General features: G+C 75.3%; 25 protein-coding genes. 10 read left to right on the top strand and 15 right to left on the bottom strand.

Translation table 11 applies throughout. The features are described from left to right. The first annotated feature begins 8 nt into the window (after positions 1–8). Positions 9–1,310 carry an alpha-hydroxy-acid oxidizing protein gene (locus tag EDF32_RS08570; protein ID WP_199734871.1) on the top strand — a complete coding sequence of 434 codons (1,302 nt, stop codon included), beginning with the start codon at positions 9–11 and terminating at the stop codon, positions 1,308–1,310. Between the two features lie 9 nt (positions 1,311–1,319). On the opposite strand, the gene EDF32_RS08575 is transcribed toward EDF32_RS08570, so the two are convergent. Further along, entirely contained in the window at positions 1,320–2,684 is a 1,365-nt protein-coding gene (locus tag EDF32_RS08575; protein WP_158614075.1) for a glycosyltransferase 87 family protein, read from the bottom strand. A 10-nt stretch (positions 2,685–2,694) separates the two neighbouring features. After that, positions 2,695–3,858, bottom strand: coding sequence for an FUSC family protein (locus EDF32_RS08580; RefSeq protein WP_123308130.1), 1,164 nt, complete (start codon positions 3,856–3,858; stop codon positions 2,695–2,697). Positions 3,859–3,922: 64 nt separating this feature from the next. On the opposite strand from EDF32_RS08580, the gene EDF32_RS08585 reads away from it, so the two are divergent. Both EDF32_RS08585 and EDF32_RS08590 read left to right on the top strand, forming a co-directional pair. After that, positions 3,923–4,411: a MarR family winged helix-turn-helix transcriptional regulator gene (locus tag EDF32_RS08585; RefSeq protein ID WP_123308131.1), complete on the top strand. Its 489-nt coding sequence runs from the start codon at positions 3,923–3,925 to the stop codon at positions 4,409–4,411. A 292-nt stretch (positions 4,412–4,703) separates the two neighbouring features. Then, positions 4,704–6,104 carry an HNH endonuclease signature motif containing protein gene (locus EDF32_RS08590; RefSeq protein WP_158614076.1) on the top strand — a complete coding sequence of 467 codons (1,401 nt, stop codon included), beginning with the start codon at positions 4,704–4,706 and terminating at the stop codon, positions 6,102–6,104. A gap of 265 nt (positions 6,105–6,369) precedes the next feature. On the opposite strand, the gene EDF32_RS08595 is transcribed toward EDF32_RS08590, so the two are convergent. The 3 genes from EDF32_RS08595 to EDF32_RS08605 all read right to left on the bottom strand — a co-directional run bounded on the left by EDF32_RS08595 (position 6,370) and on the right by EDF32_RS08605 (position 10,459). Continuing rightward, complete coding sequence (locus EDF32_RS08595; protein WP_123308133.1) at positions 6,370–8,403, bottom strand: glycoside hydrolase family 3 protein; 2,034 nt, start codon at positions 8,401–8,403, stop codon at positions 6,370–6,372. 101 nt (positions 8,404–8,504) lie between these two features. Next, positions 8,505–9,797 carry an MFS transporter gene (locus EDF32_RS08600; protein ID WP_199734872.1) on the bottom strand — a complete coding sequence of 431 codons (1,293 nt, stop codon included), beginning with the start codon at positions 9,795–9,797 and terminating at the stop codon, positions 8,505–8,507. Positions 9,798–9,829: 32 nt separating this feature from the next. Then, entirely contained in the window at positions 9,830–10,459 is a 630-nt protein-coding gene (locus EDF32_RS08605; RefSeq protein ID WP_199734873.1) for a GntR family transcriptional regulator, read from the bottom strand. 140 nt (positions 10,460–10,599) lie between these two features. On the opposite strand from EDF32_RS08605, the gene EDF32_RS08610 reads away from it, so the two are divergent. Next, on the top strand, positions 10,600–11,799 hold the full coding sequence (locus EDF32_RS08610) for an MFS transporter (RefSeq protein WP_123308136.1): 1,200 nt from the start codon (positions 10,600–10,602) through the stop codon (positions 11,797–11,799). A 35-nt stretch (positions 11,800–11,834) separates the two neighbouring features. Here EDF32_RS08610 and EDF32_RS08615 read toward each other — a convergent pair whose 3' ends face one another. Together EDF32_RS08615 and EDF32_RS08620 are read right to left on the bottom strand one after the other, a co-directional pair. Next, entirely contained in the window at positions 11,835–12,458 is a 624-nt protein-coding gene (locus EDF32_RS08615; RefSeq protein WP_123308137.1) for a response regulator transcription factor, read from the bottom strand. Continuing rightward, positions 12,455–13,609, bottom strand: coding sequence for a sensor histidine kinase (locus EDF32_RS08620; protein ID WP_233565819.1), 1,155 nt, complete (start codon positions 13,607–13,609; stop codon positions 12,455–12,457). Before EDF32_RS08620 ends, EDF32_RS08615 begins: the two co-directional genes overlap by 4 nt. Before the next feature lie 175 nt (positions 13,610–13,784). Here EDF32_RS08620 and EDF32_RS08625 point away from each other — a divergent pair, with 175 nt between their 5' ends. Together EDF32_RS08625 and EDF32_RS08630 are read left to right on the top strand one after the other, a co-directional pair. Beyond that, a complete protein-coding gene (locus tag EDF32_RS08625) occupies positions 13,785–14,921 on the top strand; it encodes an ABC transporter permease (protein WP_123308138.1) in 1,137 nt (378 codons plus the stop codon). Between the two features lie 16 nt (positions 14,922–14,937). Further along, positions 14,938–15,639, top strand: coding sequence for an ABC transporter ATP-binding protein (locus EDF32_RS08630; protein ID WP_123308139.1), 702 nt, complete (start codon positions 14,938–14,940; stop codon positions 15,637–15,639). A gap of 1 nt (position 15,640) precedes the next feature. Here the strand turns inward: EDF32_RS08630 and EDF32_RS08635 are convergent, their stop codons facing one another. The 3 genes from EDF32_RS08635 to EDF32_RS08645 are packed head-to-tail and all read right to left on the bottom strand — an operon-like array spanning position 15,641 to position 19,021. Next, positions 15,641–17,479, bottom strand: coding sequence for a sodium:proton antiporter (locus EDF32_RS08635; protein WP_123308140.1), 1,839 nt, complete (start codon positions 17,477–17,479; stop codon positions 15,641–15,643). A gap of 43 nt (positions 17,480–17,522) precedes the next feature. Next, positions 17,523–18,185, bottom strand: coding sequence for a uridine kinase (locus EDF32_RS08640; RefSeq protein WP_199734874.1), 663 nt, complete (start codon positions 18,183–18,185; stop codon positions 17,523–17,525). Beyond that, the gene (locus EDF32_RS08645) at positions 18,182–19,021 is read right to left on the bottom strand and encodes a hydrolase (protein ID WP_123308141.1); all 840 of its coding nucleotides are present in this window, start codon (positions 19,019–19,021) and stop codon (positions 18,182–18,184) included. Before EDF32_RS08645 ends, EDF32_RS08640 begins: the two co-directional genes overlap by 4 nt. Before the next feature lie 205 nt (positions 19,022–19,226). Here EDF32_RS08645 and EDF32_RS08650 point away from each other — a divergent pair, with 205 nt between their 5' ends. Further along, positions 19,227–19,868, top strand: coding sequence for a fasciclin domain-containing protein (locus EDF32_RS08650; RefSeq protein ID WP_123308142.1), 642 nt, complete (start codon positions 19,227–19,229; stop codon positions 19,866–19,868). A gap of 92 nt (positions 19,869–19,960) precedes the next feature. Here EDF32_RS08650 and EDF32_RS08655 read toward each other — a convergent pair whose 3' ends face one another. Continuing rightward, positions 19,961–20,470 (bottom strand): hypothetical protein, encoded by a 510-nt coding sequence (locus tag EDF32_RS08655; protein WP_148061582.1) that lies wholly within the window; start codon positions 20,468–20,470, stop codon positions 19,961–19,963. Positions 20,471–20,500: 30 nt separating this feature from the next. Continuing rightward, positions 20,501–21,115: a TetR/AcrR family transcriptional regulator gene (locus EDF32_RS08660; protein ID WP_123308144.1), complete on the bottom strand. Its 615-nt coding sequence runs from the start codon at positions 21,113–21,115 to the stop codon at positions 20,501–20,503. A 113-nt stretch (positions 21,116–21,228) separates the two neighbouring features. Here EDF32_RS08660 and EDF32_RS08665 point away from each other — a divergent pair, with 113 nt between their 5' ends. Next, the gene (locus tag EDF32_RS08665) at positions 21,229–22,677 is read left to right on the top strand and encodes an MFS transporter (RefSeq protein WP_123308145.1); all 1,449 of its coding nucleotides are present in this window, start codon (positions 21,229–21,231) and stop codon (positions 22,675–22,677) included. Between the two features lie 35 nt (positions 22,678–22,712). Here the strand turns inward: EDF32_RS08665 and pnuC are convergent, their stop codons facing one another. Further along, on the bottom strand, positions 22,713–23,414 hold the full coding sequence (pnuC, locus tag EDF32_RS08670) for a nicotinamide riboside transporter PnuC (RefSeq protein ID WP_123308146.1): 702 nt from the start codon (positions 23,412–23,414) through the stop codon (positions 22,713–22,715). Positions 23,415–23,564: 150 nt separating this feature from the next. Here pnuC and EDF32_RS08675 point away from each other — a divergent pair, with 150 nt between their 5' ends. Both EDF32_RS08675 and EDF32_RS08680 read left to right on the top strand, forming a co-directional pair. Further along, a complete protein-coding gene (locus EDF32_RS08675; RefSeq protein WP_123308395.1) occupies positions 23,565–24,248 on the top strand; it encodes a phosphatase PAP2 family protein in 684 nt (227 codons plus the stop codon). Continuing rightward, the gene (locus EDF32_RS08680; protein ID WP_123308147.1) at positions 24,245–24,943 is read left to right on the top strand and encodes a phosphatase PAP2 family protein; all 699 of its coding nucleotides are present in this window, start codon (positions 24,245–24,247) and stop codon (positions 24,941–24,943) included. Before EDF32_RS08675 ends, EDF32_RS08680 begins: the two co-directional genes overlap by 4 nt. A gap of 7 nt (positions 24,944–24,950) precedes the next feature. Here EDF32_RS08680 and EDF32_RS08685 read toward each other — a convergent pair whose 3' ends face one another. Both EDF32_RS08685 and EDF32_RS08690 read right to left on the bottom strand, forming a co-directional pair. Further along, positions 24,951–25,463, bottom strand: a complete 513-nt coding sequence (locus tag EDF32_RS08685) for a GNAT family N-acetyltransferase (RefSeq protein WP_123308148.1) — start codon at positions 25,461–25,463, stop codon at positions 24,951–24,953. Further along, positions 25,463–26,446 (bottom strand): LLM class flavin-dependent oxidoreductase, encoded by a 984-nt coding sequence (locus EDF32_RS08690; RefSeq protein WP_233565821.1) that lies wholly within the window; start codon positions 26,444–26,446, stop codon positions 25,463–25,465. Before EDF32_RS08690 ends, EDF32_RS08685 begins: the two co-directional genes overlap by 1 nt. Positions 26,447–26,531 lie beyond the last annotated feature (85 nt).

Genomic DNA, 26,531 nt, shown 5'->3' on the forward strand with positions numbered 1-26,531 from the left:
TGGCACGCATGAGCGACGGCCCCGGGCGCACCCGGCAGGACGAGGTCTACCGCGCGGGGGTGCTGGGACGCCGGCCCGCGGTCCCGACGGACCCCGACGCGCTCGCCGCGGCGGCCCGCCGACGGATGTCGCGCACCGCGTGGGCGTACGTCGCGGGCGGCGCCGGAGCGGAGCGCACGGTCGCGGCGAACCGCGCGGCGTTCGACCGCTGGGAGCTGGTGCCGCGGATGCTCGGCGGCGCCGCGGGACGGGACCTGTCGGTGGAGCTGCTCGGCACGCGCCTGCCCGCGCCGGTGCTCCTCGCACCCGTGGGCGCGGCCGGCCTCGTGCGCCGCGACGCCGACCTGCTGATCGGCGGCGGCGCGGCGGACGCCGGGGTCCCGTACGTCCTGTCCAACCAGGGCAGCAGCCCGATGGAGCGCACCGCCGAGGTGATGGGCTCGGCGCCGCGCTGGTTCCAGCTCTACTGGAGCCGCGACGAGGCGCTGGTCGACAGCCTCGTGGGCCGCGCCGAGGCGATCGGCGCGGGCGCGCTCGTCGTCACCCTCGACACGACGGTGCTGGGCTGGCGCCCGCGCGACCTCGACCTGGGCAGCCTGCCGTTCGCGCGCGGCATCGGGATCGCCCAGTACACCTCCGACCCGCGGTTCGCGGAGCTCGTCCGGGAGCGGCTCGGGGCGCGGGGCACGGCGTCGTCGGGCACGGCGTCGTCGGGCCGGAACCCTCGCCCGACCCTGGCCGCCGTCCGCTCGCTGCTCTCGATCGCGCGCGAGCACCCGGGCCCGGTCCGGGCGAACCTGCGCTCCCCCGTCCCGCGCGCCGCGGTCGAGACCTTCCTCGACGTGTACTCCAACCCGGCGCTCTCGTGGGACCACCTCGCGACGCTGCGCGGGCGCACCCGGCTGCCGATCGTGCTCAAGGGGATCCTGCACCCCGACGACGCCCGACGGGCCCTCGACCTGGGCGCCGACGCGATCATGGTCTCCAACCACGGGGGCCGGCAGGTGGACCGGTCCGTCGCCTCGCTGGACGCGCTCGTCGACGTGCGCGACGCCGTCGGGCCGGACGCGACGGTGCTGCTCGACAGCGGGATCCGCACGGGCGCGGACGTGCTCGTGGCGCTGGCGCTCGGGGCCGACGCCGTGACGCTGGGCCGCCCGCACGTGTACGGGCTGGCGCTCGCCGGCCGGGCGGGGGTCGCCGAGGTGGTGCGGGACGTGGTCGCCGAGCTCGACCTGACCCTCGGGCTGGTCGGGGCGAGGTCCGTGGCGGAGGTCGGGCGGGAGCTGGTGCGCGAACGGCGGCGGTGACCCGTGCGGTCATCCAGATCGCGGGCCGCTCCTGACCCGTGCGCCGGGCGCCCGGACCCGGAACGCCACGACGGACCCGACTCCCACGGCGAGCGCCAGGACGAGCAGGTTGCGCAGCGCCGCGAGCACGGTGTCGAGGGGCTGCGCGGCGAGGAAGTCGTCGTAGTGGTCCGGGAACAGGCGGTGGGTGAGCAGCCCGACGACGACGAACGCCACCGCGAGCACGTCCCAGGTGCGGCGCCAGGCGATCCGTGACCCGGCGAGGCCGACGGCGCTGAGCGCGACGGAGACCGGGGGCCCGAACCACGCGACGTACTGCGGCGAGCCGACCTTGTTGAACGCGAACAGGCACAGGGTCAGCGCGAGGGTGGACAGCAGGACCAGCTCGAGGTCGAGCGGGCGGCGGGCGACGCCGTCGGGCAGGAGGCTGCCGTCGGGGACGGCGCGCCGCAGCCGCACGGCCGCGCGCCACGTGCCGAACGAGACCGCGGCGACGGCGACGAGCAGGACGAGGTTCAGGGCGTCGGCCCACCACTGCGTCGAGGGCCCGGAGATCTCCAGGACCTTGAGCGGGGCGTCGTAGACGACACGGTAGGAGTCGTCCCAGAGCCGGGCGAGCGAGAAGGGGGTCGCGGCGCCGGCCTCGACCTGCAGCCCGCGCGAGTCCTGCTGCCCGAAGAACCCGAGCACCCGCGCGCCGGCTCCCCCGAGCAGGGCGAGGCCGACCACCACCACGGAGACGACGGCGGCGGGCAGGACGACGCGCCGCCAGGGGCGCCGCACGGTCAGGGCGAGGGGGATCAGCACGGCGCCGGGCGCGACCTTGACCCAGGCCGCGACGGTCGCGAGCACGGCGGTCAGGCCCACGCGGCCGCCGGGGCGCGCCGGGCCGGGCAGGAGCTGGACGAGGGCGAGGACCGTCAGCGGGGCGGCGACGCCGTCGAGGCGCATCACGGAGATGGGCCCGAGCGCCGCGAGGAAGACCAGCCACCACCAGGCTCCCGCGGTCCCGCCGCGCGAGGCCCTCCCGGCGCGCAGCAGCGCGCCGACCGCGAACCCGTCGAGGAGGACCACGAGCAGCTCGAACAGGACCCGGTAGGCCTCGAGGTCGAGGGAGAGCAGGCCCGGCAGCGTGATGGGGAGCAGTGCGCCGACCGGGTAGACCCAGTCGGTCGAGAGCACGGGCCAGACGCCCTCGAGCAGGCCAGAGACCGCCCAGGAGCGGTAGAGGTCGACGTCGCCCTCGAGCTGGGCGCGGAACCTCGTGACGTCCCAGAGCAGATACGTGTGGACGACGACGAACGCGGCCCACACGCCGACCGGTCCGGTGGCGACGGCGCGCCAGGAACGGGCGCGGGGCGTCGTGTCGGTCACGGCGCTCACCCTAGTGCGCGGGCGCGGGCATCCCCCGGTGGCCCGCCTGGGCGAGCAGGACGACGACCACGCCGACGAGCGCGCCGATCGCGGTGTCGAGCGCGCGGTCGGCGGCCAGGGCGCCCGTGACCGCGGACGCGCCGAGCGAGGTCATGAGCAGCGCCATCGGGGTGATGGAGAGCATCGCGAGCCCGTAGTGGCGCCCGACGACGAGCTCCGTCACCACCTGAAGGACCACCACGACGGCGACTGACCACCAGAACCCGAGGCCGGCTGCCAGCAGCGGCCAGGCGACCAGCGCGCCGACCACGGTGCCGCCCGCGCGCTGGAGGGCGCGCACGACGACGTGCCCCGTCGTCGTGCCCTGGAGCGCGGCGGTGGCGCCCACCGCCGCCCAGGCGGGGTGGCCGAACCCGACGGCCTCGGCCGCCCAGGCCGCGAGGGCGCTCGCTGCCGCGACCCTCAGGGCCGGCGCGAGGAGCGGGGGCCGGTCCCGGGGCACGAGCCGGGCGGGGGTCCGTCCCGGGACCGGTGGCGGGGCGTCGCGGTGAGCGCGGCGCAGGAGCGGGCGCACCGCCGGGGGCACGGTCGTGGACATCGCCACGAGCCAGGCGAGGACCGCCCCGGCGAGCGCGGCGGTGCCGCGGACGACGACGTCGTGCAGGTCGGGCGGTCCGGCCAGACCGGCGCCGGCCGCGAAGACGACGATCGTCGCGCCGGGCGGGCCGGCGGCGACCCGGGCGAGCAGCGCCGTCGTCCCGCCGGCGAGCACCGCGACCAGGGCGAGGGCGACGGCGTCGGGCGCCCCGAGCGCGACCACGAGGCCGACCGCGCTGATCGCGGCGACGAGGACCGCCCCGACCAGGGCGACGAGCCGCGCCCGGCGGCCGTGGCCGTCGTTGCGGCCGTAGAGGACGGCGAGCGAGCCGAGGGCGGCGAACCCCGCGAGCTCGCGGTGGCCGAGGGCGGCGGTGCCCGCGAGGGCGACGGCGACGGCGGTCCCGCAGCGCAGTGCGGCGGGGAGGCCGGAGCGCCACGGGGCCGGGCCGGGGGTCGGCGGGCGCAGGGCGGTGCGGACGTGGGCGGGGTCGAGGACCTCCCGGACGGCGGTGCGGGTACGGGCGCGGGCGGTCCTGGGCCGGGTCTGGGTCCTGGGCGGGGTCTGGGTCGGCATCGTCCCCGAGTTTAGTTCACGGGTAAACTACTCTGGAAACAAGATTCGATCCGAGGGTGAGGCCATGGACTACGTCGACCGGGTGCGGGAGCAGTGGGCGCGGCGGCTGCCGGACCTCGACGCCTCGGCGGCGGAGGTCACCGCGCGGATCACGCGGATCGCCGCGCTCCTCACCGCGCAGACCGACGCCGCGCTCGCCGAGCACGACCTCTCCCGGCAGGAGCTCGACGTGCTCACGACCGTGGCGCGCGCCGGGCGCCCCCTGCGGCCAGGCGAGATCCGGACGATCCAGCGCGCCCCGGGCGCGTCCGTCACGAAGCGGCTCGCGCACCTCGAGCGCGCCGGGCTCGTCGAGCGCGCGGCGGCATCGCACGATCGTCGTGGGGTCCTCGTCTCGCTCACCGCCGCCGGAGAGGCGCTGGTGGACCGGCTCTTCCCGGAGCAGGTCGGCCGGGAGGAGGAGGCGATCTCCGACCTGGACGACGACGACCGTCGCGAGCTCGCCCGGCTCCTCGCCGTCGTGCTGCGCCGGGTGGACCCGACCGGTCGGTGAGCGGTCGCGGCCTGGGCCTGGGGGTTGTGGAGGGGGCGCGATGAGTGTCGGTGGCTGGTTCTAGTCTGTACATATGTTCGAACAGGGCGGGGCGGTGGCCGACGGCGTGGAGCAGTCGGTGGTCGAGGTCGCCTTCGCGCGGATCGTGGCTGGGTGGCGGCCGTCGGGTGACGGGAAGTCGGCTGCGACCTTCCCGCTGGAAGCGCCCGTACCCGCGCCCGTACCCGCACCAGCGCCAGCAGCCGCACCAGCGCCCGCGCCCGTGCCTGTCCTCGCACCCACACCCGTTCCGGTGCCTCTGCTGCCGGTGCACGAGGTGGCGCCGGGGCCAGAGCTCGCCCGGCGCCTCGCGGCCGGTGAGGTGTCGGGATGCTCGGACGAGGAGGTCGTGGACCGGATCGTGGCGTGGCAGCGTCTGCTGTCCTGGGCCACGGCCGCGCAGGCGGCGGACGTCGACGAGCTGCTGGGACGCAGGCGCGGTTCGCGGGGGGCGGAGTTCGCGGTCGACGAGGTCGCTGCGGCCCTGACCACGACGCGGGCCGTGGCGGCCCGGAGCGTGGACCTGGCCGTGGGGTTGCGGGTCCACCCCAGCGTGGGCGCGGCGCTGTCCGCGGGGCGGATCTGCGAACGGCGCGCCCGGGTCCTGATCGAGGCGGCCCCGACCGTGCCCGTGGACGAGCGGGTGCGGCTCGTGGCCGCCCTGGTGGGTGAGGCCGAGTCCCTGACCGCACCCCGGCTGCGCGAGCGTGCCCGGCGGGCGGAGATCGAGCACGACCCGGGCGCGGCGCAGGCGCGCCGCGAGGGCGAGAAGCGGCGCCGCGGGGTGTTCTACGAACCGTTGCCCGACGCGATGGCCCGGATCAGCGCCTACCTGCCCGCCGAGGACGCCCAAGCCCTCTACGCCGCGGTCGACGACCTCGCCCGCACCCTGCCCGCCGATGCCCGCAGCGCCGACCAGCGCCGCGCGGACGCCCTGCTCGACCAGGTCTGCGGCACCCCGGACGCCGGTACCGATCACCGCCCCGACAGCGGCGCCCGTCGGGGTGCGGGGGTCCGTGGGCGGGCGCGGGTGCTGGTGACGGTGCCGTTCACCACCCTCGCGGGGCTGGACGACGCTCCTGGTCACATCGCGGGGTACGGGCCCGTGCCCGCGGACGTGGCACGGCAGATCGCGGCGGACGCGACCTGGCAACGGCTGCTGACCGACCCCGCCGACGGGCGCCTCCTGGACGCCGGGTCCACGACCTACCGGCCCGCCCGGTCCCTGCGGGCCGCGGTCGAGGCCCGCGACGTCACGTGCTGCTTCCCCGGGTGCCGGGTCCCGGCCGACCGGTGCGACCTCGACCACATCGACCCCTACGAACCCGGCACCGGCCCGGGCACCGAGCCCCAGACCCGGGCGTCCAACCTCCAGGCCCTGTGCCGCCACCACCACCGCCTCAAGACCCACGGCGAGTGGACCGTGAGCACCCGCCCCGACGGGACCACGACCTGGACCGCGCCCACCGGCCACACCTACCACCGACCACCCGAACGCTACGACCACCGGCCACACCCCGACCGAGGGTCACCGACCGAGCCCGGGCAACCCCCCGAACGAGCACCGGATACCGCCGTCGAACGCCCGCCCGAGCGAGCCGCTGGACCACCCGACCCCGGACCGCCCGACCCCGGACCACCACCACCCTTCTGAGCCCAGGGGGGCGAAGGCGCCGACCGGGTCCGGCATCGAGGAAAGGGCCACCGTGGATCGCCGGCGAGCGGCGAGCGGCGAGCGGCGAGCACCGCGCGGCGAGCACCGAGCACCGCCGTGCCCGCGCGGAGCCCGGTGGCGCACCACGAGCTGTGGCGGTGGGTCCGGGGCTCGGTCCCACCGCCACAGCTCGTGCGCGGATCACCGCATCAGCGAATCAGCTGTCGACCACTTCGCCGGACCTGCCGTGCTGCGGCGCCGTCGCTCAGCGGTGCCCGCCGCGGTACGAGAGGCCGAAGCCCCGCTCGAAGAGCGGGTGGGCGGTGTCGTCCGGGACGTCACCGAGCTGGGCCGCCACCTCCGCCATGCTGGACGGCAGCTCGAACGGCAGGCTGCCGCTCGGCTGGGCACGGCCCACGACGGTACGGAGCAGGACGTCGTCGGACACCCCGTAGTTCGCGAGGACCGCGTCGGAGTGCTTCAGCACCTTCCCGAGGATGAGCGGCCGCGAGAGCTGCGGCGAGGCGATCGTCGTCGCGCCCGCCTCGTCGGCGGCCACGAGGGCCTGGTAGTCCCCCTCGGTACCGGTGAAGTCGAGCCCCGTGAGGTCGGCCCCGGCCTTCGGGTCCGACAGGCGCACGACGGCGACGTCCGCGTCCGCGGGGTCGGCGACCACCCGCAGGCCCAGCTTCTGCGCGGCCGCAGGCTGCACGCCGTAGAGGTACACGGTGCGCACGCCGTGACCGCTGCGTCCCCGCTGGTTCGCCACCTCGAGCGGGAGCGTCCGGTCGTCGTTCTTCAGAAGGGTCAGCGACCGGGCCTGCATCGTCTCGCCGAGCGCCTGGTGCAGCCGGTTGCCGACGACGCGGTCGGCAGCCGACGGGTCGACGTACGGGTCCTCGAACAGGCCGAGGCTGAACTTCTGGGCGAGCACCCGCGTCGCGGCCTCGTCGACCCGGCTCTCGGCGAGGATCCCCTGCCGGACGGCCTGGACGATGTACTCGGGGTGGTCGTCGCCGCCCACGATGTCGACGCCGGCGTTGATGGTGCTGGCGAACCGCTCGGCCCGCGTCAGGTCCTCCACGCCCCACGACATGCCGGCGCCCCACGGCCCGACGAAGAAGCTCGGCGGGCGGTTGTCCTCGCAGGCCTGCGGGCAGTCGCCCGTGATGCCCCAGTCGCTCGTGATGACGCCGTCGAACCCGTAGCCGTCGCGCAGCAGGCCCAGCATGTCCTCGCTGTGCCCGGCCCCGACCTGCTCCACCGTCTTCCCGTCGATCTTCAGGTCCTTGAGGATCGAGTAGGTGGGCATGATGCCGCCCGCGTCCTTGGCGAAAGCCGCCTCGTACGGGACAAGGTGCTCGGCGAAGTTGTTGCCGGGGAACGCCGCGAACCGGCCGTAGTAGTAGTGGCTGTCGTACCCGTCGACCTGCGCACCGTAGCCCGCCCAGTGCTTGACGACGGTCACGACGCCGTCCCGCCCGACGCCGTCGTCCCCGCCCTGCAGGCCGGCGACGTAGGCGCCGACGTGCCGCCTGGCGAGCTCGCCCGTGGAGCCGAAGGTCCCGTTGATGCGGCTCCACCGGGGCTCGGTCGCGATGTCGGCCTGCGGGGAGAGCGCCTCCGTGATGCCGACGGCGCGGTACTCGCGCCGGATGACGTCGCCCATCGCGCGCGTCAGGAGCGGGGAGTCGACCGCGCCGACGCCGATCGCGTCCGGGAACGCGGAGAAGTCGCCGCTCGCGACGGTCTGCCCCGCGGTGACCGTAAAGCCGCTCCGCGGGTCGGTGCTGATCATCAGCGGGATGCCGAAGGGCTGCGCCTCGGCTGCGGCCTGGAGATCGTCGTGCTCGGTGGCGAGGGTGCGCGCGTCCACGCCGAGCCGGGAGATGTAGGTGGTCACGTGCTGGTCCAGGAGCGCCTCGAACGCGGCGCGGTCGTACGTCCCGGTCCCGGCGAGGCTGCCGTGGATCAGCTGGCCCGCCTTCTCCTCGAGGTCGAGGCGCCCGACGAGGTCCTTCGCCCGTCGCTCGGGGCTCAGCCGCCAGTCCTCGTACGGGGTCAGGCGCCCGTTGCCGTCGAGGTCGCGGAACTTCTTGCCGTCGACCCGCAGGATGTCGGCGGACCTGCTCTCCAGCTGCGGCTGGCGGACCGTCGCGGCCGCCGGGGCCGCTGGGGCCGCTGTGAGCAGCCCGGCCGCGACCGCCGCGCAGGCGAGGCCTGCCGTGCCGAGCCTGCCGAGCCTGCCGAGCCTGCCGAGGCCGCCGAGGCGCCGCAGGCGTGGTGACGTCGTCGTCATGGGGAACTCCTTCGTGGTGCTCGCCCCCCGGCGTACCGGGGAAGGGCCGCGCCGGTGCGACCCCCGAGAAACCTTCCGCATGGAAGGTTTCTGCGTGAGCGCTACGGTACGGGATCCCCGCCAGCCACGCTCCCGCCGTCGTTGCCGTCGCTGCTGTCGCTGCCGTCGTTGCCGTCGCTGCCCAGCGGCCACCGCCCGTGCCCCGTCGGCAGATGGCTCCGGTACGCCCGCAGCAGCGCGACCGTCGTCAGCACGGCGAGCACCACGAGCACGCCGAGCAGCACCGGCACCGCCACCCACCCCGACAGCGCGGACAGCACCGCCGGCGCGAGGAACCCGCAGTACGACACCGCGTAGAAGACGCCGGTGAGGCCGGCGAGATCCTCGGGGTCCGCGATCCGCTGGACCTCCAGCAGGCTCGAGACGAGCCCGATCCCGATCGCGACGCCGATCGCGACGCTCGCGACCACGCCGAGCACCAGGGAGTCGAGCGCGACCGCGGCGACCACGACCGCGAGCCCGACGACGGTCGCCGCCAGGCAGGCCACCAGCCCGCGCGCGCTCGACGGCGTGTCGAGCCGCTTCGCGGCCGGCTGCACGAGCGCGGCCACCACGAGGGTCACGCAGGTGAGCAGGGTCGCGTAGCCGAGCCCCCACTCCCCCGACGCGTCCGCGAGCAGCACGGGCACGTACCCGTAGGCGATCGCCGCACCGCCGAAGATCCAGGGGGCCGCGACGAGCACGACGCGCCGGAACCTGCGGTGCCCGGCCGCCGGGATCCGGAACTGGTTCCAGAACGACCCGCGCGCGCCTCCGGTCCGGCTCGTCTCCGGAACCCGCCGGATCAGCCACAGGAACGGCGCCGCGACCGCGATGTGGATGACGAACGGCAGCCACGCCCCGAGGTCGGAGAGCTGGGCGATCAGCCCGGCGACGAGCGCGCCGACCGCCGAACCCAGGGTGAACGCCAGCGAGGCGCGCCGCGCGCCCGACTGGACGTCCGCCGTCGGGTCGTACGGCGCCTGGGACAGCTCCTTGAGCCAGCTGTTGCCCACCGCCATCGCGACACCGACCGTGACCCCAGCGAACCACCGGCCCACGAAGATCCCCGCGGTCCCGTACTCGGAGAACGCCAGGAACGTGCTGGCCAGGAGCGCCGCGCAGGTCCCGGCGTACATCAGGGGCTTGCGCCCGTGCCGGTCCGAGAGCGCCCCCGAGAGCAGCAGCGCGGGCGCGAGGCCGAAGACGTACACCCCGAGGAACTCGTTGACGACGGTCGTCGAGTAGTGGTCGACCTGCTTGTACATGAGCAGCAGCGGCGTGAACTGGTTCCCGGCGTACGAGCACACGAAGATGAGCCAGAAGACGACCCGCCACGGCCGCGCCGCGCTCACAGCGCCCCGCCCGCTCACAGTGTCTTGCCCGCTCACAGCGCGCCCCGGTATCGCGCGACGTGCCGGCGCAGCACCCGCTGGTACCTCTCGCCGTCCCCGGCCTCGATCGCGGCGCGCAGCTCCACGTGGTCGTCCAGCGATCCCTGCAGGTCGCGCGTCCACTCGCGCAGCAGCGCCTGGCGCAGCCGGTGCTGGTGGTCGCGCAGGCGGGCGTAGAAGTCGGCCACCAGCGCGTTGCCGGACCCGTCGACGACGGCGGCGTGGAAGGCGTCGTCCGCCGCCGCGAACCCGTCGACGTCCCCCGACGCGAGCTGGGCGCGCATCAGGGCGACGGCCTCCGTGAGCCGCGGGAGGACGGCGCCCGTGGTCCCGTCCTCGACGAGCCGACGCGCCGCGCCCGCCTCGAGCGCCTCGCGCGCCTCGAGCACGTCCCGCGACTCCCCGGCGGGGACGGGGACGACGACGGCCCCGCGCCGCGGCGAGAGGGTCAGGAGCCGCTCCGCCCCGAGCCGCAGGAACGCCTCGTGCACCGGGGTGCGGCTCAGGCCGAGCGCCTCGCCGACCTGGACCTCGCTGACGAGCGTCCCGCCCGGGAGGTCTCCCGAGAGGATGCGCGACTTGAGGTGGGCGTAGGCCCGCTCGGCGGCTGGCACAGCGGGCACAGGGGGCACAGGGGGCACAGCGGGCCCCTGATCGGTGGCGTTGTCGTGCGGCACGGGAGTCATCCTACGGCTTGCATACGTTCATGCATGCATGATCGAGGGTGTGGGCACCCCGACGCCGGAGGCCCGATACTGGGCCGGTGCCCACCTCTCGAATCGTTCCACGCGCCTTTCACGAGCCGGGCTCGGTCCAGGCGGCGTACCGCGGGCTCGTCGCACTGAGCGTGGCGACGTTCGTCGCCATCACCACCGAGGTCCTCCCCGTCGGGCTCCTGCCGCAGATCGCCGACGGCGTCGACGTCGCCGAGGCGACCGCCGGTCTCCTCGTGAGCGTCTACGCGCTGCTCGTCGCGACCCTCGCCGTCCCGCTGACGATCCTCACGCGCCGCCTGCCCCGCAAGCCCCTGCTGCTCGGGACCCTGCTCGCCTACGCCGTCGCGAACGTCGTCGTCGCCGCCGCCCCGGGGTTCGGCGTCGTGGCCGCCGGGCGCGCCATCGGCGGGGTGTCGCACGCCGTCTTCTTCTCCATCAGCATCGGCTACGCCTCGCGGCTCGTCCGGCCCGAGTTCACGGGGCGGGCCCTGACGATCGCGACCGTCGGCGGCTCGGCCGGCTTCGTCGTCGGCGTCCCGCTGTCCACCTCGCTCGGCACCGCGCTGGGGTGGCGGACGGCGTTCGCCGTCCTCGCGCTCGCCTGCGCCGTCGCGGCGGCGCTCGTCCTGGTCATGCTGCCGCCGGTGCGCTCCGGGGACCCGGAGCGCGACGCCGCCGCCGCGCCGCGCACCGGCCGCGGGCGCCTCGCCGCCGTCTCCGCGGTGAACAGCCTCACGTTCCTCGGGCAGTACGCGGTCTACACGTTCGTCTCCCTGATCCTGCTCGGCGCGGGGCTCTCCGAGGGGGCCGTCGGCCCCGTGCTCCTGGGCTTCGGCGCCGTCGGGCTGCTCGGGGTCTGGTACGCCGGCCTCACCGTCGACTCCCGCCCGCGCGCCGGCCTGCTCGGCGCGCTCGTCGGCGTCGGCGGCGGGCTCGCCGCGCTGGGTCTCGTCTACCCGGGGCTCGCCGGGGTCCTCGTCGTCGGCGTCGTGTGGCTCGGCTCCTTCGGGTCGATGCCCGCCGTCCTCCAGGCCGCCGCGATCCGCACGCGCGGCGCCTCCCCCGACGTCTCGGGGGCGCTCGTCAACTCCTCCGCCAACCTCGGCATCGGCCTCGGCGCCGCGCTCGGCGGGCTCGCCCTCGACCGCGTCGGGCTCGACGGGCTGCCGTGGGTGGGCGCGGTGATCCTCGCGGCCGCGATCGTCGTCGTGCTCCTCGCGCCGCGGGCGTTCCCCGCGCGCGCCTGAGCCACCACACCTCCGGGTCGCCGTGCCGCCCGGGTTCAGCGCAGCATGCCGCGCCTGCGCGCCGTCGCCACCGCGGCGGTGCGCGAGCCGGCGCCCAGCTTGTCGTACACGTGGGCAAGGTGGGACTTCACCGTGGCGACCGACAGGAAGAGCTCCCGGGCGATCGCCTCGTTCGAGCGGCCCTCGGCCACCAGCCCGAGCACCTCGAGCTCCCGCGCCGTCAGCGAGACGCCCGGTGCCCGGACCCGTCCGAGCAGCCGGCGCTGCACCGCGGGTCCCAGCGCGACGCCCCCCGCGGCCGACGCCCGCACCGCGCCCACGAGCTCGGCCGTCGGCGCGTCCTTGAGCAGGTACCCCGCCGCGCCGGCCTCGATGGCGGAGAGGATGTCGGCGTCCGAGTCGTAGGTCGTGAGGATCAGCACGGGCGGCCCGCCCGCCGCGACGATCTGCCGCGTCGCCTCGGCCCCGCCGAGGCGCCCCTCGCCGAACCGCAGGTCCACGAGCAGCACGTCGGCCGGGTCGCGCCGCAGCACCCGGGCCACGAGCTCCTCCGCGGTCCCCAGCTCCGCCACGACCCGCACGTCCGGTTCGGTCTCGAGCACCGCACGCAGTCCGGCCCGCACCACGGGGTGGTCGTCGGCGAGGACGACGTCGATCACGACGACCCTCCCCGCTCCTCGCAGGCGACACCGTCGCCGGCGACGGGCAGCGTCACCGCGAGCGCCGTACCGGAGCCGGGCTCCGACTCCAGCGCCAGCCTCCCGCCGAGCTGCCTGACCCGCGAGCGCATCGCGGCGATCCCGAAGCCCTCGTCGAGCGCCCCGCCCACGCCGTCGTCCACCACGTCGAGCGCGACCGCGTCCCCGAGATAGCTGAGCGTCACGGCCGCCCGCGAGGCGCCGGCGTGCTGGACGACGTTCGCGAGCGCCGACTGCGCGACGCGCAGCAGCGCCGTCTCGACCGGGACCGGCAGCGTCTGCGGCTCCCCGGTGACCACCACGTCGACCTCCGGGCCGCCCCGGCCGGGGACCCGCGCGGCGACCCGCTGCAGGGCGAGGACGAGCGTCGCCCCCTCCAGGTCGGGCGGCGAGAGCTCCCGGACGAACCGCCGAGCCTCGGCGAGGTTCTCACGAGCCGTCGCCCGGGCCTGCTCGACGCCCGGCCCGGCGGCGGACCGCAGCTGCAGCTCGATCGCGGAGAAGCCCTGGGCGAGGGTGTCGTGGATGTCGCGGGCGAGCCGCTCGCGCTCCTCCGCGACCGCCCTCTCCCGCTCGGCGTCGGCGAGCTCGTCGAGCAACCGCTGCCGCTCCTGCGACTCCCGCACGAGCGCCTCGAGGCCGAGCACGACCCCGACGGCCACGGCACCCCCGATCACCGGGCCGACGACGTCCCCCACGTGGACGTGCCCGAGCACGACGTACCGCGCGCCCACCGCCAGCACGACGGTCGCCGCCACCGCGAGGACCCCCCGGTGCGGGCCGAGCACGTGCATCTGCAGGAGCATCAACGGGAACGCGACCCACAGCGCCCACGGGTTCACGAGCATCAGCGCCCAGAGCACGGTCAGCGCGAGGATCCACGCGCCGCCGGGCAGCCGCACCGCCCACCGGCCCCAGGCGTAGACCGCCAGGAACGCGACGCCCAGCACGCTCGCGGTCCACGGCAGCCACGCCTCGTCGGCGGCCCCGCCGTCGGCGCCGACCTGCGCCACCGCGACTACCACGAGCACCACCGTCAGCACGTCCAGCCCGAGCCAGATCCCGCGCACGGACGACAGCATCCCGTGCCTGGCGCCGGGGACGGAGGTCATGCCGACCAACCTAGCCACCGCCCGGGGCGACGCATCGGCCGAAAGGTGGAGTCCGGCGTCGTCCGCCCGGCCCGGGCACCTCGTCCGCGCACCTGATGCCGAACCTCGGCAACCGCGGGAGCGTAGGACCCGACGCCCGGGCAGGAGCCCGGGCACCGACCGCCCTGGAGGCCCGATGTTCGTCGCGCTCCGCGACCTGAGGTTCGCCCGCGGGCGGTTCCTGCTCATGTCCGCCGTCATCGTCCTGATCACCTACCTCGTCGTGTTCCTGTCCTCCCTCACCCAGGGCCTCGCGGACGACTCGACCTCGGCCGTCACCGGCCTGCCCGCGGACCACCTCGCCTTCACCGAGCAGGCCGACGCCGCACCCGCCGGCCCGGGCGGCGGCCCGACGTTCACCGGCTCGCAGGTCACGAGCGACCAGTGGACGGCCTGGTCCGACGTCGACGGCGTCACCGCCGCCGAGCCCCTGGGCGTCGCGACGACCCGGGCCACGTCCGACGCGACGACCGCGGGCGTCACCGCCTTCGGGGTGCGGCCGGGCTCGGCCCTGGTGCCCGCTGACGCCGACCACGACGACCCCGGCAGCGCCGTCGAGCCCGGCGCCGTCGTCCTGTCCGCGGGCGCCGCCGACGCGCTCGGCGCGGGGGTCGGCGACGCCCTGGCCGCCGGGACGCTGGACCTGGCCGTCTCCGCCGTGCTCGACTCGGACGCCGCCTACGCGCACACCCCCGTCGTGTGGACGTCGCTCGACGACTGGCAGGCCCTCGGCGCCCACACCGCGCCGGGCGCGGACGCCGGGACCGTCGCGACCGTCGTCGCCCTGCGCACCGACGGCACGAGCGACTCCGCGCTCGCCGACGCCGACCGGGCGATCGGCACCACCACCGAGTCGCTCGCGGACTCCCGCAGCGCGATCAGCTCCTACTCCTCCGAGCACGGGTCGCTGCTCCTGATGGTCGCGTTCCTGCTCGGCATCTCCGCGCTCGTCGTCGGCGCCTTCTTCTCGGTGTGGACGGTGAGCCGGCGCGGCGACGTCGCCGTGCTCAAGGCGCTCGGCGCCTCGACCCGGTACCTGCTGGGCGACGCCATCGGTCAGGCGCTGGTGATCCTGCTCATCGGGGTCGGCGTCGGGACCTTCCTCGGAGCGGCCACCGCCGTCCTCCTGTCCCCGGTCGTGCCCGTCGCCGTCAGCGCCGCCACGCTCCTCGTCCCCGCCGCCGCCCTGATCGTGCTCGGCGTCGTCGGCGCCGCCCTCGCCATCGTCCAGATCACGCGGGTCGACCCGCACGCGGCGCTCTCTGCCCGCTGACCCCACCGGAGACCCCATGGACCTGCACCTCGACCACATCACCCTCGTCTACCCCGACGGCGACGCGACCCTCACGGCGGTCGACGACGTCTCCCTCACCGTGCCGTCCGGCACGGTGACGGCCCTGCTCGGCCCGTCCGGGTCGGGCAAGTCGAGCCTCCTCGCCGTGGCGGGCGGACTGACGCGCCCGACGGCGGGCACCGTCCGGTTCGGGGACGAGCCCGCGCCCGTCTTCGGGACCGGCACCGCGGCCGACGACGCCACCCGTACCCGGCTGGAGAGGATCGGTTTCGTCTTCCAGCAGCCGCAGCTGATCCCGTCCCTGACCGCGCTCGAGCAGCTGGAGCTGCTCGGGCACCTGGGCGGGCGGCGGCCCTCCGCCGGCCGGGAGCGCTGCGTGGCCCTGCTCGACGAGGTCGGGCTCGCGTCCTCGATGCACAAGCGCCCGGGCCAGCTCTCCGGCGGCCAGCGTCAGCGCGTCGCGATCGCCCGGGCCCTCGTCGGCGCCCCCGACGTGCTGCTCGTCGACGAGCCGACGTCGGCCCTCGACCACGAGCGCGGGGCGGCGGTGGTGGCGCTGATCACGGGGCTCGCCCGCGACATCGGCGCCGCCACGCTCCTCGTCACGCACGACGAGTCGACGCTCGGCGACGTCGCGGCGCGGGCGCACCTGCTCGACGGGCGCCTGACGCCCGACGTCCCCGCGGTGAGCCGCTGAGCTATCGCGACTGCTCGCCGTCGGACAGCGGACCGCCGCGGAGCTCGGCGCTGATCTGGTCGGCGTCGAGCATGTCGAGCGCACCCTGCAGCGCCGCCGAGCTGAACGTCCCGAGCGAGCGCGCCTCCAGCAGCGCGGCCCGCTGCGCCTCGATGGTGCGCAGGCGCAGCTCGCGGTACTGCTTGCGCACGTCGTCGGCCTGCGGCCCCGTGACGCTCCGGGCGTCCGGGCCGGTGCCGGCCGCCGGCGCGACCAGCAGCTCCCGGGAACCGGTCGCCGACGGCCCGTCCGACACCCGGGCAGGGCCCTCGTCGGACGGCCCCGACGTCACCTCTCCGGTCACCGGGTCCTGCTTGCGGCTGACCATCTCCCGGACCCGCTCGACGGCGCGCGGGTCGTAGCGCCGCCCGTCCGCGCGCCGGACGGGCGAGGCGTCGATGACGGTCTGCGCCGCGTCCCGCAGGAGCTGCATGAGACGAACCCGCTCGTCGTCGTCCGACGTCTCCGCCCCGCCGATGCCGAGCCACCGGACGACCAGGCCCAACGAGCCGCCCTGGACGAACAGCGTCCCGATCGCGACCACGAACGCGATCAGCAGGAGCAACGGCCGCTGGTCGACGTCGAGCGGGAGGGTCTGCGCCGCCGCGACCGTCACGGCGCCGCGCATCCCGGCCCAGACGAGGACCGTGCCCTCGCGCCACCCGAGCGGGACCGCGGCGACGTAGTCGATGTCGGCGACCTTGCGCCGCACCCGCCGCTTGGCCTGCTGGATCCGCTCGTCGGGCGCGTCGCTCGTGCGGATGCGCTCGGCGAGCGCCGGCAGCCGCTCGCGCAGGTCCTCGGCCCGGCGGGCGCGGCGGCGGACGTTCGCCACGAGGAACGTCACGTAGACCGCGCGCAGCAGGACGATGGCGAGCGCCGCGAGCGCGCCGATCCACAGCGCCGTCCAGGCGCTGTCGTCCGACGCCCGCACGTCGTCGACCGTCCCGATGAGCTCGAAGCCGACGACGAGAAAGACCCCGCCCTCGAGCAGGAGCTGCACGGTGCGCCAGTTGGCGCGCTCCGCCATCCGGTCCTGGGGCCGGAGGTACTTGATCGCCCCGATGCCCGTGACGATCCCCGCCGTCACGGCGGCGACGAGGCCCGACGCGTCGAAGTACTCGGCGGGGATGTAGGCGATGAAGGGGGCGACGAACGAGACCGCGGTGCTCGCCGCCTCCTGGCGCACCGCGTGGCGCACCCGCAGGTTCACCAGGCCCACCACCAGACCGATCGCCACCGCGATCACGACCGACACGACGAAGTCCCACGCGACGCCCAGCAGCGAGACGCTCACCGCGAGCGCGGCCACCGCCGAGCGCAGCAGCACGAGCGCCGACGCGTCGTTGAGCAGGCTCTCCCCCTCGAGCACCGCGACGATCCGCGGCGAGACGCCGAGCCCCTTGACGATCTGGGTCGCCACCGCGTCCGTGGGGCTGACGACGGCCCCGAGCGCGATCCCGAGGGCGAGCGGGATGCCGGGGATCAGCCACCAGAACAGCAACCCCAGCGCGACCGAGCTCACCACCACGAGCACCACGGACAGCCCGCCGATCGACGCGAAGTCGCGCCGGAACTCCATCGTCGGCATCGAGACCGCCGTCGCGTAGAGCAGGGGCGGCAGCACGCCCGCGAGGATGACCTCCGGCTCGATCTCGATCGCGGGGATCCCGGGCACGAAGCTCGCCAGCACGCCGACGACGACGAGCACGAGCGGCCCGGCCACCCCCGCGCGCGGTGCGAGCACCGTGACCGCGACGATGCACAGGACGCCGGCGATCGCCATCAGCGCATAGTCCATGGGCCCTCCCTCGGTGGCTCGCCCCCAGCATGCCGCACGAGGCTCACCCGAGCACGAGCGCGGGGCGGTCCGGATGGTCGACCCGCGCGACGACGTCGGCCGCCCGCTCCGGCTCGACCTCCCGGCGGTAGCGCGCGCAGGCGGCCAGCGTCCAGGCCTCCGACGCCGGGACGCGCCGCGCGAGCGTCGCCTCCCGGACGGCGAGGTGGACCGTCAGGTCGACGCGCAGCCCGAGCCCGAGGCACAGGGCGCCGTCGAGGAGCAGGACCGTGCCGGGCGCCGCCGTCAGGTACCCGGCGCGCGTCGGCCGGTCGGTCGCCGCGTCCCGCAGGCTCGGCAGGTACCGGCCCTCCCCGCCGGGCCCGAGCGGTCCGAGCACCTCGCGGTCCAGGGCCGCGACGTCGACGCGCTCCTCGAGGAAGGCGTCCGGGTCCTCGCGACCCCGCTCGAGGCGCAGCGACGCCGGCCGGAGGAAGTCGTCCACCCGGACCCGCGCGACGGGCCGGCCGGCGGCGCGCAGCGGCTCGACGAGGCCGTCGGCCAGGTCGCCCGGGCGCGTCGTGGGGTGACCGTCGAGCAGGACGCGCAGGACGCCGGGGCTCCGCGGAGCCTGCGGGACCGGGGCGGCCAGGATGCGCTCGGCCACGTGCGCCACCAGCCCCTGCGGGGTCACCGGTCGCGGGACCACGGCCCGCGGCGCGCTCACGTGAGGTGGTCGAAGTCGCCGCGGACCCAGGCGACGTGCCGGTCCGCGGAGCGCCGGACGGCGTCCCGAGCGCCCGACGGGACGACGCCCTCGAAGTTGTTGTACAGCCGGTCGAAGTCAAACCGTACGACGGTGTCGGTGACGCGCCGCACGACCGCGGCCGAGAGCGGGATGCGGTTCGGGTAGCTGCGCATGAAGCTCACCGAGGTGCGGTCCGGGTTCGCCATGATCGTGTCCCCGCCGAGCAGCACGCCCCGGCCCTCCGCGCCGGCGGCCCAGTGCACCACGGCGCTGCCCGGGAAGTGCCCGCCGGGCTGGGTCAGCGTGACGCCGGGCAGCACCTCGAGGTCGCCCGACCACGTCTCGACCGCCGGGTCGGGGCGGGCGACCCAGCCGGCGTCGGCCTCGGCGACGAGGACCGGGACGCCGCCGAGCCGGCGGCTCCACTCGACCTGCACCCCGAACATGTGGGGGTGGCTCGCGACGATCGCCACGACCTCGCCGAGCCCGCGCACCCGCTGCACGACGTCGTCGTCCACGAATCCCAGCGGGTCCCAGAGCAGCATGCCGGCGGGCGTGCGCACGAGCTTGGCGCTCTGCCCGATGCCGACCGGCGGCGCGGACGTGATCGAGAAGAGGTCGGGCTCGAGCTCGGCGACGTCCGCACGGCGACCCTCGGCCTGCAGCTCCGCGAGCGTGGCCCACGCCTGCCCCGACGCCGGGACCCACTGCCGCTCGTCCGCGCAGATCGCGCAGACCTCCGGCCGGGTCGCGTGCTCGACCGCGCACGTGCGGCAGATCCACCAGTCCTCGTTTATGCCTGCCCCGCCGTTCATGCTGCCCCGCCCTCGCCCCGTACGTCGTCCGCCGAGGCGTCACATTACGCCCCGGATTCGGCACGTTCCGGGGCGGAATGTGACTTCTCGCCGGGCGGGGTGCATCCGTTCGGTCCCGCGCGCGCGAAGTATCCCGGCGAGGCACCGCACCGGTGCCCGGCACGGCCCACGGGCCGCTGCCGTCGATCCACGCCGGGAGTCAACGATGAATCTCCGTCGCACCATCACCGCCGCCACCGCCGCGCTCGTCGTGGGTGCGGGCATCAGCCTCGCGCCCGCCGCGAGCGCCGCCGCGCCGTCCGGGACCACGAGCCTCGCCGAGGTCCTGGCCTCGGACGGCGACACCTTCGACCGGAACTGGTACGACTACGACGTCCTCGACCAGGCCGTCGCGGCCGTCCTGAAGGCGAAGCCGGACAGCCCGGTCGCGGTCCTCGCCGACGGCACCGTCCCGCTGACGGCGTTCCTCCCGAACGACCGCGCGTTCCAGCTGTTCGCGCTCGACCTCACCCACCGCTGGTACACGAGCGAGGCCTCGGTGCTCACGGCGATCGCGAGGGCCGCGGGGATCGACGCCGTCGAGCAGGTCCTGCTCTACCACGTGGTGCCGGGCGCGACCGTCGACTCGGCGACGGCCCTCGCCTCGAACGGGGCACGGCTGACGACCGCGCAGGGTGGCGACGTCACGGTCCGCGTGCTGAGCACGAAGTACGGGATCGCGTTCCTGCAGGACAAGGACCGCAACGACCTCGACCCGTGGCTCGTGCGCTCGCAGCTCGACCTCAACAAGGGCAACGTGCAGATCGCCCACGGCATCTCGCTGGTCCTGCGCCCCGCGAACCTCTGACCCGTGGCGCCCCGTCCGCCGAGAAGTCGAATTCCGCCCCAGAGATCGAAGATCTCGGGGCGGAATTCGACTTCTCGGCGGGCAGGCGAGCGCTACTGCGCCTGGGCCCGGGCCAGGCCCACGGCGAGCTCCGCCGACTGGACCACCACGTAGACCAGGCCGGAGCACAGCGGGGCGACGAACCAGGCGACCCCGCCCGCCAGCCACGCCGTGACCCCGATCGCGCTCCCGACGGCGGCCGCGACCGCGAGCAGGTCCGACGCCGTCGCGATGAGCAGCACCCGGGCGGGCTCGGGGACGGCCTCGCTCGGGTCCCGGCGGATCTGGAGCGCGACGAGGACGTTCAGCAGCGAGAACGCGAGCACCGCGCACAGCGCGAAGCCCATGATCTGCAGGCTCGTCGGGTCGCCCAGCCGCACGGCGACCGCCCCGAACGTCGCGGTCACCGTCACGGAGTACCCGAACGCCTGCGCGTTGCCGCGCACGGAGAGCCCGAGACCGTGCAGCAGGAGGCGCCGGGGGCGGACGGCGTGCGTGTCGTCGGCCCTCGTGTCGTCGGCGTGCGGGTCGGTGGCGTGCGGGTCGGCGCTCTCCTCGGTCACGGCACGACGGTAGCGCCCGGTCACACCCGGTCACACCGCGTACGCGGGCCAGCCCTCCTCGAGCCGGTCGAAGATCGCGTGCAGCGCGGCGAGCGGCTCGGGGTCGCGGCTCGCGACGTCGGGCACCTCGAGAACGATCCGGGCCAGGGCACGCGTCGCGGCGTCCGGCGTGCCACCCGGCCCACCGTCGCGCCCCGGTCCCCCGGCGACCTCCGCGAGCACCTGGGCGACCGGCCCCTCGCACGCCACCCACATCTCCCGCGCCCGGCCCCAGAGCTCGGGGGTCGAGAGGACGAGCTCGATGACGCGCCGCTCGTCCTCCGACGGTGCGACGTCGAACACCCCGCGGCTCGTCATGAACTGCCGCAGCGCCCCGAGGGGGCTCGTGCCCGCGGGACGCTCGCGCACGGCCGCGACCAGGGCGTCGGCCCGCTCGCCGTCGTCCCAGAACAGCAGCCCGGACTTGCCCGCCGGGAAGTGCTTGAAGAGCGTCGTGACGGCGGTGTCCGCCTCGGCGGCGACGTCCGCGACGGTCACGGCGTCGTACCCGCGCTCGAGGAACAGCCGCTCGGCGGCGGCGGCCAGCGCACGGCGGGTCTCGAGCTTCTTGCGCTCCCGGCGCCCGAGCGTGGCGATGTCGTCCATGCCCCGATCGTAGCGACGGCGCACCCGCTGCGAACGCGGACCGAACCCGGAAACGCATCCGAGTCAAACACGTAGTCATTGCACTTTCGTATCGACTGCGCTTTACTGGATCCATGACCACCGCACCCACCCCCGCGCAGGCCGGCGCCTCGACCGCCGCCCGCCTCACCCGCGCCGCCCTCTGGGCGATCCTCGGCGTCGTCCTGCTCGCCGACGCCCTCGACCTCGTCGACTCGACCGTGACGACCATCGCCGCACCCACCATCGCCACCGACCTGGGCGGCGGCGCCTCGTTCGTCTCCTGGCTCGGCGCCTCCTACGCGCTCGCCATGGGCACGCTGCTCGTCCTCGGGGGCCGGCTCGGCGACAAGTACGGCCAGCGGCGGCTGTTCCTGATCGGGATGGCGGGCTTCACGCTCGCCTCGGCGGCCTGCGGGTTCGCGCTCGACCCGGCGATGCTGCTCGTCAGCCGCGCCGTCCAGGGCGCGTTCGGCGCGCTCCTGCTGCCCCAGGGGATGGCGATCATCGCCCGCACCTTCCCGCGCGACATGATGAAGAAGGCGTTCAACCTCTTCGGGCCGCTGCTGGGCATCGCCGCGGTCGGCGGCCCGGTGCTCGCCGGGTTCATCATCAGCGCCGACCTGTGGGACCTGTCCTGGCGGCCCGTGTTCCTCATCAACCTCGTGCTCGGCACCGTGGGCATCGTGCTCGCGGCCCGCCTGCTGCCGAAGGACTCCGGCGACCGATCGATCGTCATCGACGGCGTCGGCTCCGGCCTGCTCGGCCTCGCGATGTTCGGCATCCTCTTCGGCCTCGTCGAGGGCGCCGACGCCGGCTGGTCCGTCCTCGCCGTCGTCGCGATCGTCGTCGGGCTCGTCGCGCTCGGGCTCTTCGCCCGGCGCCAGGCGACCGTCGCGAACCCGCTCCTGCGCCCCAGCCTGTTCCGCAACAAGGGGTTCGTCGCCGGCATCCTGACCGGGCTCGCGTTCTTCGCCGTCACGAGCGGGCTGACCTTCGTCATCTCGCTCTTCCTCCAGCAGGGCCTCGGGCTCGCGCCGCGCGCCACCGCCCTCGCGATCCTGCCCCTGACCCTCGGCATCATGGTCGCGGCGGGCGCCGGGATGGGGCTCGGGGACCGGCTCGGGCGCAACCTCGTGCTCATCGGCGTCGCGCTCACCTTCGTCGGCGCCGCCTGGATGTTCCTGCTCGTGCGGGCCGACGGCGTCGACCTCACCGTCTGGCAGCTCGTTCCGGCGGTGTTCGTCGTCGGGCTCGGGATGGGCGCCGGCTACGGGACGATCTTCGACTTCGCGCTCGGCGACCTCTCTCCCGAGGAGGCCGGCAGCGCGTCCGGCACGATGACCGCGATCCAGCAGATCGCCACCGGCATCGGCTCCGCGATCGTCACGACCGTGTTCTTCCAGGCGGTCGACGGCGGGTTCGCGCACGCGATGACGCTCACCCTGGGCGTCGTCATGGCGATCGTCGCGGCCTGCGTGCCCGTGGTGTTCCTCCTGCCGAAGGTCGCGCACGCCGACGACCACGGCATGCCGGCGGAGTAGCCGACGCCGCTCAGGCGCCGAGCGCCTCAGCGCCCTCAGGCGCCGAGCGCCTCCACCTCGGGGTCCCCCAACGACACCGCACGCCGCTGCACCCGCCACCACACGAAGAACCCCGTGAGCGTGAACGCCCCGTAGAAGATGTACATGAACGCCGAGGCGTAGTAGCCGGCGCTGAACAGCAGGGGCACGCCGACGACGTCGACCGCGACCCACACCAGCCAGAACTCCGTCCACCCGCGCGCCATGCCGTACGTGGCGAGGAGCGAGCCGACGAAGATCCAGGCGTCCGACCACACCGGCTCGTACGAACCGAGGGCCCGGAAGATCGGCGTGAGCACGAGCGTCCCGCCGACCAGCGCGACGACGAGGAGCACGCGCTGGCGCCAGCCCGCCCAGCGGGGCACGACGGCGGGGCTCGCCTCCGCACCACCGGCGCCGTCGGCGCCCCGAGTGCCGCGCCACCGGTGCCAGCCGTACACCGAGACGATGACGAACATCACCTGGCGCCCGGCCTGGCCCAGCAGGTTCACGGGGTTCGGGGTGTCGAAGAGCGCGCCCATGAACACGGTGAACAGGAGCACGTTGCCCGCGATGCCGACCGGCCACGCCCACGCCTTGCGGCGCATGCCGCCGAGTGCGGAGGCGAGGCCGAAGAGGTTGCCGATCACCTCGCGCCAGAGCACCACCTGGTCGCCGATGTGGATCTGCGCGTCGAACAGCCAGTGGATCGCGTCCACGCCGACCTCCCGTCCTCGTTCCGCGGCACCTGACCTGCGGGGCCCGAGAACTCGAACCGTCCTCGAGCCGAGATCCTTCCACCATTCCCGCCGCCGGGGCGCGACGGCCCGGTGCGGGCGAACCGGCCCCCGCCGGGCTACCCTCCCGTGATGCCTGCCCGCCCCGTGCGCACCCGCGCGCTCCTGCGCGCCGCCGCCCTCGGGGTGGCGGCGTGCGTCCCCGTGCTCGTCATCGGGTGGCTCGTGCGCGCCCAGAACGACACCCTCCTGAGGCTCGACGAGTCCGCCGTGCAGTCCGCGACCGCGTTCACCCGCGAGCACCCCGCGCTCGAGCGCTCGCTGCTCGTCTACCAGGAGGTCCTGGCGCCCTGGGCCGTCGTCGTCGCCGGCGGCGTGGTGTGCCTGTGGGTGTGGCGCCGCCACGGCCTCGCGACCCGCGCCCTGTGGGCCTTCGGGACGCAGCTCGCCTCCTGGGGCATCGCGGCGCTGGCCAAGGAGCTCGCCGGCCGCGCCCGCCCGGTCGTGGACGACGCCGTCGCGCACGCCCCCGGGTCGAGCTTCCCCTCCGGCCACGCGGCCGCCTCCGCCACCGCCGCCGTGACCCTCACCCTGCTGGTGTGGCCGCTGCTGGGACCGCGCGGACGCGTCGTCGTCCCCGTGCTCGCCGGCTGCCTCACTGTCGCGACCTGCCTCGACCGGGTGCTCGTCGGGGTGCACTTCCCGTCCGACGTCGTCGCCGGCGCCCTTCTGGGTGCCGCCGTCTCGACGGCGTCCTACGTCGGGTACCGCGGGTGGAACCCCGCGCCCGGCACCGACCACGAGGAGAACCGATGACGACGTTCGTCCACCGCTACGAGCTCGACCCCTCCAGACCCACGGGGCGCGAGGTGGCGCGGGACGTCGTCGTGCGGGGCGTCCTGCCGGCGGCGGCGCTCTGGGCGCTGGTCACCGGGGTCGGGCTGCTGATCGTCGGCCCGCTCGGGGACCTGCGCGGCGAGGACTCCGTGGACCGGTGGTTCGCGGCGCACCGCACCTCGGCGCTGACGCCCGTCTCGACCGTGCTCTCGGGCGCCGGCATGACGCAGACCGTCATCGCGATCACCGTGATCGCCGCGCTCCTGCTGTGGTGGCGCTCCCGGCAGTGGTGGTTCGCGCTGGTGCCGGCGCTCGCCGTGTCGTTGCAGGCGGTCGTGTTCTTCTTCGCGGCCGCGGTCGTCGGCCGGGGCCGCCCCGAGGTCTCCCACCTGGACGACTCCCCGCCCACGACGAGCTATCCGAGCGGCCACACCGGAGCGTCGGCCGCCCTGTGGTTCACGCTCGCGATGCTCGCCCAGCGGATCACGCACCCGGCGCTGCGGTGGGTCGCGACCGTGGTGTGCGTGCTGATGCCGTTCCTGGTCGCGACCGCGCGCCTGTACCGCGGCATGCACGCCCCGACGGACGTCACGATGGCGCTCCTCAACGGAGCGCTGTGCATGGTGGTCGCGTGGGCCTACCTGCGCCGCGACGTGCCGGCCGTGCGGCTCTGACGGGACGTCAGCGCTCGTCCCGGAGCACCGAGTACAGCACCTGGTCGTGCCAGGCCCCCTCGCGCCACTGCGCGCGCCGGACCACGCCCTCGCGCTGGAACCCGACCTTCTCGAGGGCCCGCTGCTCCGCGAGGTTGGCGACGTCCGTGAACGCCTGGACGCGCTCGACGGGGGTGTGGTCGAAGAGGTATCCGACGAGCGCGCGCTGGGCCGCCGTGCCGATCCCGCGGCCACGCCATCCCGGCAGGATCCCGATCGCGATCGTCCAGCAGCGCGACGTCTCCCGCGGGCCCCAGAAGTTCGGGAACCACTCCACGCGGCCCACGCACCCGCCGTCGTGCTCGACGGCGAGGACCCCGCCGTCGTGCGACAGGAGCCCGTCCCGTTCCCACCGCTCGCGCAGGGCGCGCGGCGCGCGGTGGCCGAACCACTGGAACGGTCCGTCGCCCTCGCGGGAGCGCTCGGCCTCGAAGTGGTCGAGGTCGGCTGCGGTCACGGGGCGCAGCGTGATGTCGGCCATCACAGCGCGCGGGCGAGCGCGTCGAGGGCCGCGACCCGGTCCGCGCCGACGGGGATGAGCACCGTGCTCGTGGCGCCCGCCTGCGCGATCTCCGCGAGACGGGCGCGCACCCGCTCGGGCGACCCGACGAGCGCGAGCTCGTCCACCCACGCGTCCGGCATCGCGGCGACGAAGTCGGCGCGGGTCGCGCTCGAGGCCCGCAGCGCGGCGAGCTCGTCCGCGAACGGCAGCGGCGCGACGTGCGGGGCGCAGTCGGCGTCGCCCACCCACTCCAGCAGGGGGCGGACGGCATCCCGCGCGACCGCCGCGTCGTCGTCGACCACCGCGAAGTTGTAGGCCACCAGCGCGTGCGGCCCGTCGGCGCCGACGTGCCCGACGGCGGCCCGCACGTAGGCGGGCGCGGCCGGCTCGGCGAGCACCACGCCGTCGGCGGCGCGACCGGCGACCGCCAGCGACCTCGGGCCCCGCACGCCGAGCAGGACGGGGGGTGCCTGGGGGGCGGGGGTCTTGAGCCGGGTGCCGTCGACCTGCACGTACCGGCCCTCGACGGTCAGGCGCTCGCCGCGCAGCAGGGTGCGCAGCGCCTGCGAGTACTCCTCGAGCAGGGTCAGCGGGCTCCGGGGCCACGCGCCGACCTCGCGCATCCACAGCGGCAGCCCGTGCCCGATGCCCGCGAGGACGCGGCCCGGGAACAGCTCGGCGAGCGTGTTCAGCTCGGTCGCGGCGAACGCCACGTTGCGGGCGCCCACGGGCAGGATGCCGATGCCCACGGTGATCCGGTCGGTCGCGCCGAGCACCACGCCGGCCTGGGCCAGGCCGCCCCGGAAGCCGAGGTCCTCGACGACCCACAGCTCGTCGAAGCCGAGCTCCTCGGCCCGGCGGGCGAACGGGAGGATCTCGGCGACCGGGAGGTCGCGCGGGAGCATGACGCCGACGGGCGTCCGGGGGGTCTGGGTGGCCTCGGGGGTCTCAGGGCTGGGCACAGGTCTCCTTCGATCGGTTCCGGCTTCCGCCGAGACGTCGAGCTCTGCCCCCTGGATTCGAAGAATCGGGGGCCGAGCTCGACGT

Source organism: Cellulomonas sp. PhB143 (genome assembly GCF_003752595.1).
Lineage (GTDB): Bacteria > Actinomycetota > Actinomycetes > Actinomycetales > Cellulomonadaceae > Paraoerskovia.